Raw genomic sequence first — 12,944 nt, forward strand, 5'->3', positions numbered from 1 at the left:
GCCCGTGCTGGTCCATCTGATCCGTTCAGGCGAAGCCACCGGCGACGTCACGACGATGCTCGACCGCGCCGCCGAAGGCGAGGCACGCGAACTCGAACGACGCACGATGTTCCTGACGAGTTTGCTCGAACCGCTATTGATTCTGGCGATGGGCGGCGTCGTGCTCGTGATCGTGCTCGCCGTGATGCTGCCGATCATCGAATTGAATAATCTGGTGCAGTGAAGTCGAGAAGGCAATGCGAAGTTTAAAACGACCCAAAGTGCCGAAGATGAAAGCGAAACACCGCACGCATCGCGCCGCCGGTTTCACCCTGCTCGAAATGCTCGTCGTGCTGGTGATCGCGGGGCTGCTGGTTTCGCTGGCGTCGTTGGCGATGACCCGCAATCCGCGCACCGATCTGAACGAGGAGGCGCAGCGTCTCGCCTTGCTGTTCGAATCGGCAGACGACGACGCACAAGTCCGCGAGCAATCCATCGCATGGGAGCCCGTGCACGGCGGCTATCGTTTCGATATTCATACGCACGACGGCTGGCGTCCGCTGCGCGACGATTTGCTCGGGCCGCGCAACTGGGACGGCGGCGTGACCGATGTGCGGATTTCGTCGCCGGGCGAACGCGACGATACGCCGGAGTCTCGCATCGTGTTCGGCGTCGAGGCCGTGGATGCGCCCGTGAACATCACGCTCTATTCCGCAGCGGGCACGGCGACGATTGTCGGTACCGGTAACGGCCGCTTCGAGGTGCGATGACATGCGTGCATCCAAACGTTTCAATCGACACGCACGCGGCTTCACGATGATCGAAGTGCTCGTCGCGTTGGCGATTATCGCGGTGGCGCTCGCGGCCTCGCTGCGCGCGGTCGGCAATCTCGCATCGAGCGATGCCGAATTGCATCAGCGCATGCTCGCGGGCTGGAGCGCGGATAACGCGCTGACGCAACTGCGCCTCACGCACGCATGGCCGCCGCTCGGCGTGCGGCAGTTCGACTGCTCCGAAGGCAATCTCGCGCTGATGTGCACGCAAAGCGTGAGCACCACGCCGAATGCGCAATTCAGGCGCGTCGAAATTTCGGTGACGACACCTGGCCACAAGGGCACGCTCGCACAAATCATGACGATGCTCGACGATGAAAACAACCGCTCGCTTTAAACACAGATCTGGCGTGCGCAAGCGAGCGCGCGGCTTCACGCTGATCGAATTGATGGTGGCCGTGGCGATCCTCGCGGTGGTCGCTGTGTTGTCGTGGCGCGGACTCGACGCGATCGCGCGCGGCCGCGATGCCATCTCGCGTTCGATGGCGGATGAACGCGTGTTCGCGCAGTTGTTCGACCAGATGCGTATCGACGCGCGGCTCGCGGTATCCGACGATGAAACCGGCGGCAGCGCGATTGCCGCCGACCGCTCGGGCTTGCAGATCGTGCGCACGTATCCGATCGCGCCGGGGCACGCACCGCGTCTCGAAGTCGTGCGCTATCAGGTGTCCAACGGTCTGGTGACGCGTTATGCGTCGCCGCCGCTCGGCAATTTCGGGCAAGTCCGTCGCGCGATGCGCAGCGGCGCGGACAGCACATGGAGCGCGGTGCCGCTGATGAACGGCGTCGGCGAAATTCAGGTGCGCCTGTACGTGCCGCCAACCGGATGGACGACGCAAATGGCGGACGTGCGCAACGCCATCGCGACCAACGACAACAATCTGACGATTCCGCAACTCGCCGCCATGCCGCTGCCACGCGCGGTGACGGGCTTCAAGGTCAGCATCGGTTCGTCGTCGCTTGCGCGGCCGATCGACCGAGCATTCCTCGTGGGAGAGTGACGATGCCGACACGCATTCCCATTCGATATCCCCGCAAAAGACGGCGCGAAAGCGGCGCGGCCATCATCACCGCGCTGCTGGTGATGACACTCTCGGCGATCATGGTGTCGGGCATTCTCTGGCGCGAACAGGTGCAGGTCAGGCGCATCGAAGATCAGCGATTGATCGTGCAGGCGCAATGGGTCGCGCGCGGCGCGCTCGACTGGACGCGCCTGATCCTGCATACCGAGGCCGACACGATGCCGACCGCCACGTATCTCGGCGGGCTGTGGAGCACGCCGGTCGCGCGCACGCGCCTGAGCCACTTCCTCGGCGGCATGGAGGGCGAGGGCAGCGGGCAGGTCGGATCGACGTGGTTGTCGGGCACCGTCGAAGATGCGCAGTCGCGTTTCAATCTGCGCAGCCTCGTGTCGAACCCGTCGCCGGGCGTGCTGCAGGTGAATGCCACGCAACTGGAGGCGTTCCAGCGGCTGCTGCAGGTCCTCGGCATCAACCAGCAGCTGGCGAGCAAGACGGCCTTGTATGTGCGCTCGGGCCTCTCGCATTCCGCCACGCGCTTCGAGAACGCGAGCACGTCGGGCGGCACGGCGGCAACGGCGCAAAGCTCGCCCGCGCAAGGCGACGAGTACACCGATAACCCCGGCATCGACGACGATGACGACGACGATCATCGCGCCACGGCATCGCTGCTGATGACCGATGTGAACGCGCTGCTCGACATTCCTGGCTTCACGCCGGCCGCCGTCGCGCGCTTGCGCCCGTTCATTACGGTGCTGCCGAATGCGACGCCGGTGAACATGAATACCGCGAGCGCGGAGGTGCTGACCGCCATCGTGCCGGGCATGACGCTCGCGAAAGCTCAGACGTTTGTCGCCGCGCGCCAGACGGTGTTCTTCCGCAACATGAGCGACGTGACGCTCGCGCTGCAGGCGGCGGATGTGGACGGCGTGTCGCTCGATTCGTCGCTGTACGACGTCACGACCAGCTACTTCTTCATTCACGGCAGCGTGCAGCAGGAGCGCGCGGAAGTGGACCGGATCACGCTCGTGTGGCGCGATCCGCTTGTGCACAAGACGCGCATCGTGCGTGTGCAGGATGCGCCCTGATGGCGATGCGCGGCGATTCAGGCGCTCGCCGCGCGATAAATGAAAGGAAAATGCAAGTGCGGAAGGTTTGGTAAGTAGTTCCGTTTCTCGCTTGATGATTGCGATTTCGTCCACGCGCCTCGCGCGTATGCTGATCCAACAATAAAGGACGTCACGACTCCCTTTCTAACAGGCTATCCCCGTGTTTCGAACTATCGCTGGTCTACGGTTGCGTAGGCTTCTCCTGCTGATTGCAATCGCCTCTATCACCCAGCTCCAGGGCTGCTCGTCGACGCTCGGCAATATCGCGCTCGGCTTCGGGCTGGGCACCGTCGGCACCGTGAGCGCGCTGGGCTGCGCATTGACCTGCCAGGGCGCGGACCCCGGCTGGTAAGACGGCGGCTTGCGGGAGACGCGCAGTCGAAATGGCATTTGGCGCTTTGGCGGAATTGCACTACGCTGTTCTGTAAGCAGGAGTGCGCCAATTCGCCACATCGAGTACACTGCACGCGTTTTTAACCAGTTAGTACAGATTTGCTGATTCGGGTGAAGCGCCGCAGAGCGCGCCGGACGCGCAATCTGGAAACGTGATGACGTCTCCACAGCAATCTCCGTCCCAGCCGTTCGCGCCTTCGCGGCGGCAATTTCTGATCGGCACGGCCGTGCTCGCCACGCTGAGCGTGGCCGGTCTCGGCGCGATGGGCTCCATCGCCGCCGCCCATGCGCAGGCCGCCGCGGCCAACGCGGATGCCGACTTCTCCGCTTTCATCAAGCTTTCGCAATACCTGACCGGCAAGACCGCGCTCGACGTGGAAATCGGCCGCGCGATTCTCACCGGACTGAAGGGTGACGACGCGAACGCGAGTGCGATCATCGCACAGCTCAACGACTTCGTCGCGCGCACGAATACCCCTGCAAATGGGCTGCAATCGGTGCTGGACGCCTCGCAGCCCGCGCTCGCCAAACTGCCGAAGAAGGTCATGACGGCGTGGTATCTGGGCGTGGTCGGCAGCGGCAAGAACGCGCGCACCGTCGCCTACGAACAGGCGCTCATGTATCCGCCGATCGCGGACGTCATCGTCATGCCGAGCTACGCGCGCGGCGTGCCTGGTTACTGGGCCAAGCCCCCAGTGCTGTCCCACTCCTGATCCCCGCATTCCCATGGCAACGAACCATTCCGCCGACGTCGTGATCGTCGGCGCCGGCATCGCGTCCGGTCAGATCGCACAGAAGCTCGCCAAGGCGGGCATCGACGTTCTCATGCTCGAAGCGGGGCCGCGCATCGAGCGCTGGCGCATCGTCGAAAATTACCGGAATAGTCCATTTAAGTCGGATTTCCAGTCGCCGTATCCGCCCACCGAGCACGCGCCGCATCCGCAGTATTCGCCGGCGAACGACTATCTCGTGCAGCGCGGCCCGGAACAGTACAAGGCGGGCTATCTGCGCATGGTCGGCGGCACGACGTGGCACTGGTCGGCGCAGTCCTGGCGTCTGCTGCCCAACGACATGAAGCTGAAAACGCTCTATGGCGTGGGCCGCGACTGGCCGATCAGTTACGACGATCTCGAACCGTATTACTACGAGGCCGAAGTGGAGATGGGCGTGGGCGGTCCCGAGGATCTCGGTTCGCCGCGCTCGAAGCCGTATCCGCATCCGCCGCTGCCGCTCTCGGACTTCGACCAGAAGTTCAAGGACGTGGTCGAGAAAGCGGGCTACAAGCACGTGACCGAACCGGCTGCGCGCAATACCGCGCCGTTCGATGGCCGTCCCGCATGCTGCGGCAACAGCAACTGCATGCCGATCTGCCCGATCGAAGCGCAATACACGGGCGAAACCGCCATTCGCAAGGCCGAAGCCGCGAAGGCGCGCCTGCTGCCGAATGCCGTGGTGTATCGCATCGAGCACGATGAAAACGCGCGCATCGTCGCGGTCCATTACAAGGACCCGGACGGCAATACGCAGCGCGTGACCGGCAAGATTTTCGTGCTGGCGTCGAACGCGATCGAAACGCCCAAGCTCATGCTGATTTCGAAAAGCGACAAGTTCCAGAACGGCATTGGCAATAGCTCGGACCAGGTGGGCCGCAACCTGATGGACCACCCGGGCACGACCGTCACGTTCCTCTCGGCGGAACCGATGTGGCCGGGCCGTGGCCCGATGCGCCTTTCGTGCATCAACAATCTGCGCGACGGTGCATTCCGTTCGGAATATTCGGCGATGAAACTCAACGTCGGCAATTATTCGCCGATGCGCGCCGTGAGCGATTATCTGATTTCAAAGGGCGTCTACGGCGCGGAACTCGACGAGAAGATTCGCGATTACGCCTCGCGCTGGGTCGTGGTGAACAGCTTCTTCGATATTCTGCCGGACCCGGAAAACCGCATTACGGCGAGCACCGAATTCAAGGACAAACTGGGCATCGCGCGTCCCGAAGTGCATTACCGTATCGACGATTACATCAACCGGGCGGCGAAGGTCGCGCGCGGCCATTACGCCAATATCGCGAACCTGTTTGGCGGCACCGAAGTGCGTTTCGACGATTCGTACTTCAACAACAATCACATCATGGGCACGCTCATCATGGGCGACGATCCGCGTGATTCGGTGGTCGACAAGGATCTGCGTTCGCACGATCACGAGAATCTCTTCATCGCGTCGAGCGGCACGATGGCGAGCGCGGGCACGGTGAATTGCACGCTCACGCTTTGTGCGCTGTCGATGCGTCTCGCCGACAAGCTGATCGACGAAATGAAACATGCTTGAGGCGCGCGCGATGAAACTGACCCACAAGATCAACACGAGCCCGCGTTCAATCTTCAGCGTATTGCGCAAATGGCTGCCTGCCAGCGCGCTGGCCTTGAGCGGCGCGCTGACCGGCACGCTCGCGCACGCGGCCAGCGCCAGCGACGAGGCCGCGCTCGTCAAGCGCGGTGAATATCTCGCACGCGCGGCGGACTGCATTGCCTGCCATACGTCGAACAAGGCGCAGCCTTATGCAGGCGGCGTGCCGTTCGATCTGCCGTTCGGCACGATCTATTCGACGAATATTACGCCCGATAAAACGTATGGCATCGGCAATCTGAGCGATGCGGACTTTATCGGCGCGGTGCGCGAAGGTAAATCGAAGGACGGCAAGCGCCTGTATCCGGCGATGCCTTATACGTCCTATACGCAACTGACCGACGACGACATTCTCGCGATCCGTGCGTATCTGCGCACGATTGCGCCGGTCGCGAAAGCGGCGCCCGCGAATACGCTCGGCTTCCCGTTCAATCAGCGCTGGGCGATGGTGTTCTGGAATCTCTTCAATTTCGATTCGGGCCGTTTCCAGCCCGATCCCGCGAAGAGTGCCGAATGGAATCGCGGGGCGTATCTGGTGGGCGCGCTCGCGCATTGCCAGGAGTGCCACACGCCGCGCAATTTCATGCAGGGCCTGTCGAGCCAGTCGCTCGCGGGCGCGCAACTCGGCAACTGGACGGCGTATAACATCACGCCCGACAACGTTGCAGGCATCGGCGGCTGGAGCGACGCGGAGCTGATCGCGTATCTGCGTGACGGCGCGGTGCCCGGCAAGGCGAATGCGGCGGGTCCGATGGCCGAAGTCGTCGAGAACAGCACGCGCTTTCTCTCGGATCAGGATCTGCGCGCGATGGCGACGTATCTGCGCACGGTGCCCGCGCAGAATAACGGCATGAGCGCCACGAACCTGCCGCGTTATGGTTGGGGTTCGCCGATCCAGAGCGTGAGCGCGTTGCGCAATCAGCCGCTGACCGTGCTCGGCGCGGGTGGAGCTGCCGATGGCCGCACGCTGTTCAATGCCAATTGCGCGAGCTGCCACGGCTGGCAAGGCTCGGGCGTGGGCGGCAAGGACGCGGGCGCGTATCCGTCGCTGCTGCATAACAGCAGCGTGGGCGCGTCGAACGCCGACAATCTCACGATGGTCGTGCTGCACGGCGTGAGCCGCCAGACCAATGCGGGTCATGTGGCGATGCCGGCATTCAAGGGCGAACTCAGCGATAGCGAAATTGCGACGCTGGTGAATTTCGTCACGACGCAATTCGGTAATCCGTCCGCGACGATCACGGCGGATAAAGTCGCGAAGATGCGCTGAAGCGTGTTTTAGCGCGACAAAAAAAGCGGGCCTCGGCCCGCTTTTTTTTCGAGTGATCCATTCACTCGTTTTACGCTTCGATCCTCGTTGCCGAGACGGCGAGCGTTCGAATGGCCTCGCCTTCAAGGCGATAGCGAATCCATTCATCCTGCGGTTTCGCGCCGAGCGATTGATAAAACTCGATAGCCGGTGTGTTCCAGTCGAGCACGCTCCATTCGAAGCGGCCGCATCCCTTTTCCACGGCGATACCGGCGAGATGCTGCAACAGGCGTTTGCCCGCACCCTGACCGCGCGCGTCGGGCGAAACGTAGAGGTCTTCCAGATACAAACCGGATTTGGCCTGCCACGTCGAATACGAAAAGAAATACACGGCGTAACCGACGGCCTGGCCGTCGAGTTCGCAGATCAGCGCCTTCGCGGGCGATGCATCGTTGAATAACGAGGACGTAATGGTTTCCGTGGTCGCGGCGACCTGATCTTCGGCCTTTTCGTAAATCGCGAGTTCGGTAATGAAGCGAAGAATGAGGGCCGCGTCGTTCGCGGTTGCGGGCCGGATTGTCAGTGCCATGGCGGTATAAACGGTTCCAGATAAACAATGAAGCTGCAAAACGATCAGCAGGTTGACGATGGTAGTCGATATCCGATCTGCGTATACTGCATTGTTGTCATCATGGATTGAACAGTATGCATCGTGATTTGCGTCGGCTCGACCTGAACCTGCTGCTGGTTTTCGACGCGCTCGTGCGCCATCGCTCGGTGACGCTGGCCGCGGAAGAACTGGCGATGAGCGCGTCGGCGCTGAGTCACGCGCTGGCGCGGCTGCGCGACGCGCTCGCCGACGAATTGTTCGTGCGCATCGGTAATGAAATGCGCCCGACGGCCACGGCGGAAGGCATGATGCGCCCGATTGGCGAGGCGCTCGATTTGCTGCATGCGGGCCTCGCGCCCGCGCGCCAGTTCGATCCCGCCGCGAGCGAGCGCACGTTTGTTTTTGCCGCCACCGATTACACGGCGTTCGCCATGCTGCCCGCGTTTATCGCGAGAATGCAGGACGTCGCGCCCAAACTGCGCTTCAAGATCGTGTATTCGCGCGGACGCGAGTCCGCCGACGAACTCGCTTCGGGCCGTATCGATTTCGCGCTGGGTTACGACGAGGAAGCGCTGCCCTTGCCCGCAGGTGTCGAAAGCGCCGACTGGTTTTCCGACGACTACGTGGTGATCGCGAGCCGCGAGCATCCGTCGATTCGCCGCAAGCTGAGCATGGCGCACTATCTCGCCGCGCAGCACGTGGTGGTCACGCCGTGGGACGAGTCGCGCGGCGCGATCGATCGGGTGCTCGACAGGCTTGGCGTGGCGCGAGAAGTGGCGGTGCATTTGCCGAGCGTGCTGGTCGCGCCGTTTATCGTCGCGCGCTCGAATTTGCTGATGACGGTGCCGCAGCGCGCCGCGTTGATTCTGCGCGACGCCGCACCGGTCGAGATCTTTCCCACGCCGTTTGCCGCGCCGCGTTATACGCTGAAAATCTATCAGCACACGCGGCACGCGGGTACGCCCGCGCATCGCTGGATACGCGATCAACTGCTGCAAACCGTGCCGGATTCGCGCGGGTCGAAGACGCGCAAGGCGCGCGCCTGAGTGACGGTTTCAGCGCTTCGTGCCGCGAACCTGCGCTCCCATTCCCTCGCGTTCGAGCCACGCGCGGAACAGCAGCACGCGTTCGTCGTCGGCCTTTTCATCGGCGACATAGGTGCAATAGCTGCGTGACGGCAAACGCGGCCCCGCGAACGGCGTGACGAGCCGGCCGGCCGCGAGATCGTCGGCGACCAGCGCGGTCGGGCCCATCGCGATGCCGATGCCGTCGATCGCGGCCTGCAAGGTCAGATAGAAGTGATCGAAGGTCAGCGTGGCGGCGGGCGTCAGCGCGGGAATCTGCGCGCTCGCCAGCCAGTCGGGCCAGAGCCTCGGCAGACTCGACGTATGCAGCAAGGTATGCGCGCGCAAGTCGGCGGGCGTGCGCAGCGGCGCGTGCCGCAACAGCGCCGGGCTGCAGACCGGCAGCCGCTCCTCGGTCAGGAACGGGCGCATCGCATAGCCGTAAAACGTGTCCGGGCCGCCGCGAATGATCACGTCGTAACCGTCCTTGAGGCTCTCGGGCGGCTCGTTCGAGGTCTCCACCTTCACCTCGATATCGGGGTGCTCGGCGCGGAATTTCGCGAGCCTCGGCACCAGCCAGCGCAAGGTGAACGTGGCGAGCGAACTCACGGTCAGCGTGCGGGGCACCGCGCGCGGCGCGCCGTAACGCGCCGTGGCCTGCGATAGCTGCTCGAACAACGGGCCGATTTCGTCGAGATAGACCTGCGCCGCGGGCGTCAACTGCACGCGCCGGTTGAGCCGCTCGAACAGCGGCGCGCCCAGCCATTCTTCCAGCAGACGCACGTGCTGGCTCACCGCGCCGGGCGTCACGTGCAATTCCGCTGCGGCGTCCTTGAAACTGCCGAGCCGGCCCGCGGACTCGAAAGCGCGCAGGGCGTTCAACGGGGGCAAGACGGGTTTCATTCGGATGAGTTTATCTGGCGCGAAACCGCAATTTATCTGGTTTGTTGGTCGCGGACAAGATAGTTATTCTTGCTGCTTCATGGCGTTGATTCACTGCGCCGATTCAAGCCCCTTGCCGCCTTTTACGTCCTTTCAATCACCACGCCCATGCTCAGTTACACCGGCGGTATCGTGCTGCTCGCCGCCATGCTCCACGCGACCTGGAACGCGATGCTGCACGGCAACCGTGACCGTTTTTTGTCGATGACGTGGATGAGCATCGCCATCGCGACCTGCGCGACGCTCGTGATCGTCGCGAACCCGCTGCCCGCGAGCGCGTCGTGGCCGTATATCGTCGCGTCGGGGCTCGTGCATTTCTTCTACAACGTGAGTCTCGTGCGCTCGTATCGACGCAACGATCTGGCGCTCGCCTATCCGATCGCGCGCGGTTCGTCGCCGCTGCTCGTGACGCTCGGCGCGGCGCTGTTTGCGCACGAGGCGATCGGCCCCGTGCACGCGCTCGGGATCGTGATGATTTCGGGCGGCATCTGTGCGATCGCGTTGATGGGCCGCCACGTTTCGCGTTCGGGCGCGCTGGCCGCGCTGACGACCGGCGCGACGATTGCGCTTTATACCGTGATCGACGGCATCGGCGTGCGGCTGTCCGATGGTCAGTCGGTGGCCTATACCGCGTGGATGTTCCTGTTCTACTGGCTGACGCCGCTCTACTTCGTCGCGATGCGCGGCGTCGCGCCGTTGCGGCAGTCGTTGCGCGACGAGCCGCTGGCGCTCGGCACCTCGGTCGTCGGCGGGCTGGTGTCGATCGCGGCCTATGGCATCGTGATCTGGGCGCTGCAGTCGGGCGCGATGGGGGCGGTATCGGCGTTGCGCGAGACCAGCGTGGTGTTCGCGGTGCTGATCGGGCGCGTGTTTCTACGCGAAACGGTGAGCGCGTCGCGCTGGATCGCTTGCCTGATCGTGGCGTCGGGCGCGGTGTGTCTGGGGCTCTAAAAATTGCAAATGACTTTCAGCCGGGAGAATGTTTCAACATGATTAGCGATCCGAACAATCTGAGAGCGCAATGCCATTGCGGCGCGGTGCGTTTCGAAGTGAAACTGAGCGACGGTTTCAATTCGATCCGCCGCTGCAATTGCTCCTATTGCCGGATGCGCGGCGCCGCGGTCGTCGCGGTCGCAACGGACGGCATCCGGTTTCTGCAAGGCGAGGACGTGCTGACCCGTTATCGCTTCAATACCGGCGTCGCGCAGCACTTTTTCTGTTCGCGCTGCGGCATCGCTACGCATCTTCAACGTCGGTCGAATCCGCAGCATTACGCGGTCAACGTGGCGTGTCTCGAAGGCGTCAGCCCGTTCGATTTCGCCGAGGTGCCGGTCACGGATGGCATCCATCATCCGGGCGACACTGGAGAGCCCGCACGCCAGGCGGGCGTGATGCGCTTTATCGCGCAGGACCAGGCGCGGGCGTCACACTGAAGTAACAATCGGTAAATTGCATGTCGGCGCACTGAAATCGCGCTGCCGTAGAATCGCTCGCGCTCAATTGCCTCTTTTCTACGATGCTCCGCTCTTTCGAATCGATTGCGCGTCGCGGCGCACGCTGGCTCGCTGCCGCGCTGGCGTTGCTCGCCGGCTGTTACGTGCCGCTCGCGCACGCCGATTGTCGCCCGACCGCGAATCCCGGCGTGCTGGTGCTGCCGCTTTCGCCCGTGCAACTCTCGGTGCCGCTCAATGCGCCGGTGGGAACGCCGGTCGGCTCGGCCCACGTGGCCGCGCTCAACGACTTGCCCTTCACGTGCAGCGGCCCGGACAACGCACGCGAATTGCGCGTGTACGCGCCCGCCGACACGAGTTCGGGACTCGGCAAGGTCTACGCGACCAATCTGCCCGGCATCGGGTTCAGGATCGTGACGCGAGGCGGCAGTTTCGCGGGCATCGACGATGGTCCGCGCGATGCGGCGTATCGCGTCACGCTGCCGCCCCATGCGGCGCACCTCACCGGTTTTGCCGCCGATATCCAGTTCGTCACGACCGGCGCGAGCCGCGGCGGCGTGCTCGCGCCCGGCAAACTGGCGAGTGTGTTGATCGGCGGGAACGATTTCATCGACGTGACGGTGCCGGAGAACGGCGTCGTGATCGACGCGATGCAATGTGCGCCGGTCTCGGTGAACGGCGAGATGTCGGCGGGCGTGGGCACGATGGGCTCGTTTACGCAGGAGGCCGCCGTGATCAGCACGGGCTGCGGGCCGGTGGGCGTGAGCCTCGCGATTGGCGTGGGGCAGGGCTACGTGTATGGCTCGCATCCGTCGCTGAACGCGAATGCGGCCCCCGCCCATCACGCGCACGATGCGCACGAAGCGGGCGGTTTCGCCGCGCTGGACGCGGCGCACGGCCCGGGCGCGGCAGGTTTGACGATCACGCGCAGCCGCAACGCCGCGCGCGCGTCGACGCTCGACGACAGCCAGTCGGACACCACAGAGACGGGCGCGACGCAAGGTTCGAGCGGTGGCGGCTGGTCCGGTGGCAGTTTCGGCGCGGGCGGTGGGGGCGGTGGGGGCGGCATGCGCCGCTGAGCGTTTAGCTACGGGTTTTCACGGTTTTCTTGCGGATTATGAATGGCGCGGGCGTGCGTCGAATGAGCGTCCACCGATCGCCGGGCGTGGTTTCCGGCGATCCGCAAAGCCCTGGTCGAATCGCCGGGGCTTTTTTTTCATCGACGTCCGAATACATTCTCGACGCTTCGTTATGAAGAATTGACTCGCCGCTGAGATAGAATCGGCGTCGGCCAGGCATGCCGTATGAATCTGGGGACAATGAACCGTATTCGAAGTGTGAGGGAGAAGATATGAAGAAGGACAGGCTCGTGGCATTCGCGCTGATCGCTGCTGCGTTGTCGCTCGAAGGCTGCGCTTCGGTGGCCGAAAAAAATACCGACCAGTGCGTGGAAAAAATGCAGACGTCCGCGGAACCCGCGCTCGTTTCGGTCAGCGACAAGCGGCCGTCGGCGGATGGCCGCACGGTCACCGTGAGCGGCATGATGGAAGACCGGCGCACGCAGTCGCTCGTGCCCGCGCAGTTCGAATGCCAGTTCAAGGGCAAGGTCCTGACTGGCTTCCGCTGGGTCGCGCCCGCCAATTTCGCACCGCAGCATTGAGCACGCTCTGAACGCGCACCGGGCGTTCAGACGCGCCCGCGCGCCGTGCGTTGCCGAAAAGCCCAGGCCTGACCGCCTGGGCTTTTTCGTATCCGCAAACGTTATCGCGACGCGCGTGACAGCTGATTGAATTCAATTCGTAATCGTTCGTAATGCTGCGTGTAACCTGTGAAAGTTTTGGTCGACCTACACTCCAGCGTTTCAGCGTTGGTCTGTCGTCGGTTTCATT

The 12,944-nt window shown here is 63.5% G+C and carries 16 protein-coding genes; 14 read left to right on the forward strand and 2 right to left on the reverse strand.

What is annotated here, in order from left to right; all coding sequences use genetic code 11:
- From U4Y88_RS23320 to U4Y88_RS23360, 9 genes are all read left to right on the forward strand, one after another.
- Window positions 1–223 (forward strand): type II secretion system F family protein (locus U4Y88_RS23320; RefSeq protein WP_321785830.1); only part of this gene is annotated, 223 nt, incomplete at its 5' end.
- 46 nt (window positions 224–269) lie between these two features.
- On the forward strand, window positions 270–749 hold the full coding sequence (locus U4Y88_RS23325) for a GspH/FimT family pseudopilin (RefSeq protein WP_310630766.1): 480 nt from the start codon (window positions 270–272) through the stop codon (window positions 747–749).
- Window position 750: 1 nt separating this feature from the next.
- Window positions 751–1,149, forward strand: a complete 399-nt coding sequence (gspI, locus tag U4Y88_RS23330; protein WP_224012865.1) for a type II secretion system minor pseudopilin GspI — start codon at window positions 751–753, stop codon at window positions 1,147–1,149.
- The gene (locus U4Y88_RS23335; RefSeq protein WP_321786726.1) at window positions 1,127–1,813 is read left to right on the forward strand and encodes a type II secretion system protein J; all 687 of its coding nucleotides are present in this window, start codon (window positions 1,127–1,129) and stop codon (window positions 1,811–1,813) included. Before gspI ends, U4Y88_RS23335 begins: the two co-directional genes overlap by 23 nt.
- Before the next feature lie 2 nt (window positions 1,814–1,815).
- A complete protein-coding gene (gene gspK / locus U4Y88_RS23340) occupies window positions 1,816–2,919 on the forward strand; it encodes a type II secretion system minor pseudopilin GspK (RefSeq protein ID WP_321786728.1) in 1,104 nt (367 codons plus the stop codon).
- A gap of 208 nt (window positions 2,920–3,127) precedes the next feature.
- Window positions 3,128–3,292, forward strand: a complete 165-nt coding sequence (locus tag U4Y88_RS23345) for a hypothetical protein (RefSeq protein WP_321786730.1) — start codon at window positions 3,128–3,130, stop codon at window positions 3,290–3,292.
- A gap of 196 nt (window positions 3,293–3,488) precedes the next feature.
- Window positions 3,489–4,046, forward strand: coding sequence for a sugar dehydrogenase complex small subunit (locus U4Y88_RS23350; RefSeq protein WP_321786732.1), 558 nt, complete (start codon window positions 3,489–3,491; stop codon window positions 4,044–4,046).
- 13 nt (window positions 4,047–4,059) lie between these two features.
- Window positions 4,060–5,661 carry a GMC family oxidoreductase gene (locus tag U4Y88_RS23355; protein WP_224012870.1) on the forward strand — a complete coding sequence of 534 codons (1,602 nt, stop codon included), beginning with the start codon at window positions 4,060–4,062 and terminating at the stop codon, window positions 5,659–5,661.
- Window positions 5,662–5,671: 10 nt separating this feature from the next.
- A complete protein-coding gene (locus tag U4Y88_RS23360; RefSeq protein WP_310630762.1) occupies window positions 5,672–7,009 on the forward strand; it encodes a cytochrome c in 1,338 nt (445 codons plus the stop codon).
- A 70-nt stretch (window positions 7,010–7,079) separates the two neighbouring features.
- Here U4Y88_RS23360 and U4Y88_RS23365 read toward each other — a convergent pair whose 3' ends face one another.
- Window positions 7,080–7,577, reverse strand: coding sequence for a GNAT family N-acetyltransferase (locus U4Y88_RS23365; RefSeq protein WP_321786734.1), 498 nt, complete (start codon window positions 7,575–7,577; stop codon window positions 7,080–7,082).
- Window positions 7,578–7,693: 116 nt separating this feature from the next.
- Between U4Y88_RS23365 and U4Y88_RS23370 the strand changes: the two genes are divergently transcribed.
- Window positions 7,694–8,644 carry a LysR family transcriptional regulator gene (locus tag U4Y88_RS23370; RefSeq protein ID WP_224012873.1) on the forward strand — a complete coding sequence of 317 codons (951 nt, stop codon included), beginning with the start codon at window positions 7,694–7,696 and terminating at the stop codon, window positions 8,642–8,644.
- A 9-nt stretch (window positions 8,645–8,653) separates the two neighbouring features.
- Here U4Y88_RS23370 and gcvA read toward each other — a convergent pair whose 3' ends face one another.
- A complete protein-coding gene (gene gcvA / locus U4Y88_RS23375; protein ID WP_224012874.1) occupies window positions 8,654–9,565 on the reverse strand; it encodes a transcriptional regulator GcvA in 912 nt (303 codons plus the stop codon).
- A gap of 147 nt (window positions 9,566–9,712) precedes the next feature.
- On the opposite strand from gcvA, the gene U4Y88_RS23380 reads away from it, so the two are divergent.
- The 4 genes from U4Y88_RS23380 to U4Y88_RS23395 all read left to right on the forward strand — a co-directional run bounded on the left by U4Y88_RS23380 (window position 9,713) and on the right by U4Y88_RS23395 (window position 12,715).
- On the forward strand, window positions 9,713–10,555 hold the full coding sequence (locus tag U4Y88_RS23380; RefSeq protein ID WP_310630758.1) for a DMT family transporter: 843 nt from the start codon (window positions 9,713–9,715) through the stop codon (window positions 10,553–10,555).
- Window positions 10,513–11,037 (forward strand): GFA family protein, encoded by a 525-nt coding sequence (locus tag U4Y88_RS23385; protein ID WP_321786736.1) that lies wholly within the window; start codon window positions 10,513–10,515, stop codon window positions 11,035–11,037. The genes U4Y88_RS23380 and U4Y88_RS23385 overlap by 43 nt, the downstream gene beginning before the upstream one ends.
- A gap of 83 nt (window positions 11,038–11,120) precedes the next feature.
- Complete coding sequence (locus U4Y88_RS23390) at window positions 11,121–12,134, forward strand: hypothetical protein (RefSeq protein WP_321786738.1); 1,014 nt, start codon at window positions 11,121–11,123, stop codon at window positions 12,132–12,134.
- A 272-nt stretch (window positions 12,135–12,406) separates the two neighbouring features.
- On the forward strand, window positions 12,407–12,715 hold the full coding sequence (locus U4Y88_RS23395) for a hypothetical protein (RefSeq protein ID WP_224012878.1): 309 nt from the start codon (window positions 12,407–12,409) through the stop codon (window positions 12,713–12,715).
- Window positions 12,716–12,944 lie beyond the last annotated feature (229 nt).

This window comes from Paraburkholderia sp. J94 (genome assembly GCF_905220285.1).
GTDB classification, from domain to species: domain Bacteria; phylum Pseudomonadota; class Gammaproteobacteria; order Burkholderiales; family Burkholderiaceae; genus Paraburkholderia; species Paraburkholderia tropica_A.

Excerpts from the sequence above, each read along its gene's own strand:
- U4Y88_RS23390 (WP_321786738.1), top strand. The coding sequence starts at position 11,121 with ATGCTCCGCTCTTTCGAATCGATTGCGCGTCGCGGCGCACGCTGGCTC.
- U4Y88_RS23325 (WP_310630766.1), top strand. The coding sequence starts at position 270 with ATGAAAGCGAAACACCGCACGCATCGCGCCGCCGGTTTCACCCTGCTC.
- U4Y88_RS23395 (WP_224012878.1), top strand. The coding sequence starts at position 12,407 with ATGAAGAAGGACAGGCTCGTGGCATTCGCGCTGATCGCTGCTGCGTTG.
- U4Y88_RS23360 (WP_310630762.1), top strand. The coding sequence starts at position 5,672 with ATGAAACTGACCCACAAGATCAACACGAGCCCGCGTTCAATCTTCAGC.
- U4Y88_RS23335 (WP_321786726.1), top strand. The coding sequence starts at position 1,127 with ATGAAAACAACCGCTCGCTTTAAACACAGATCTGGCGTGCGCAAGCGA.
- U4Y88_RS23350 (WP_321786732.1), top strand. The coding sequence starts at position 3,489 with ATGACGTCTCCACAGCAATCTCCGTCCCAGCCGTTCGCGCCTTCGCGG.
- gcvA (WP_224012874.1), bottom strand. The coding sequence starts at position 9,565 with ATGAAACCCGTCTTGCCCCCGTTGAACGCCCTGCGCGCTTTCGAGTCC.
- U4Y88_RS23380 (WP_310630758.1), top strand. The coding sequence starts at position 9,713 with ATGCTCAGTTACACCGGCGGTATCGTGCTGCTCGCCGCCATGCTCCAC.
- gspK (WP_321786728.1), top strand. The coding sequence starts at position 1,816 with ATGCCGACACGCATTCCCATTCGATATCCCCGCAAAAGACGGCGCGAA.
- U4Y88_RS23355 (WP_224012870.1), top strand. The coding sequence starts at position 4,060 with ATGGCAACGAACCATTCCGCCGACGTCGTGATCGTCGGCGCCGGCATC.
- U4Y88_RS23370 (WP_224012873.1), top strand. The coding sequence starts at position 7,694 with ATGCATCGTGATTTGCGTCGGCTCGACCTGAACCTGCTGCTGGTTTTC.
- U4Y88_RS23365 (WP_321786734.1), bottom strand. The coding sequence starts at position 7,577 with ATGGCACTGACAATCCGGCCCGCAACCGCGAACGACGCGGCCCTCATT.
- gspI (WP_224012865.1), top strand. The coding sequence starts at position 751 with ATGCGTGCATCCAAACGTTTCAATCGACACGCACGCGGCTTCACGATG.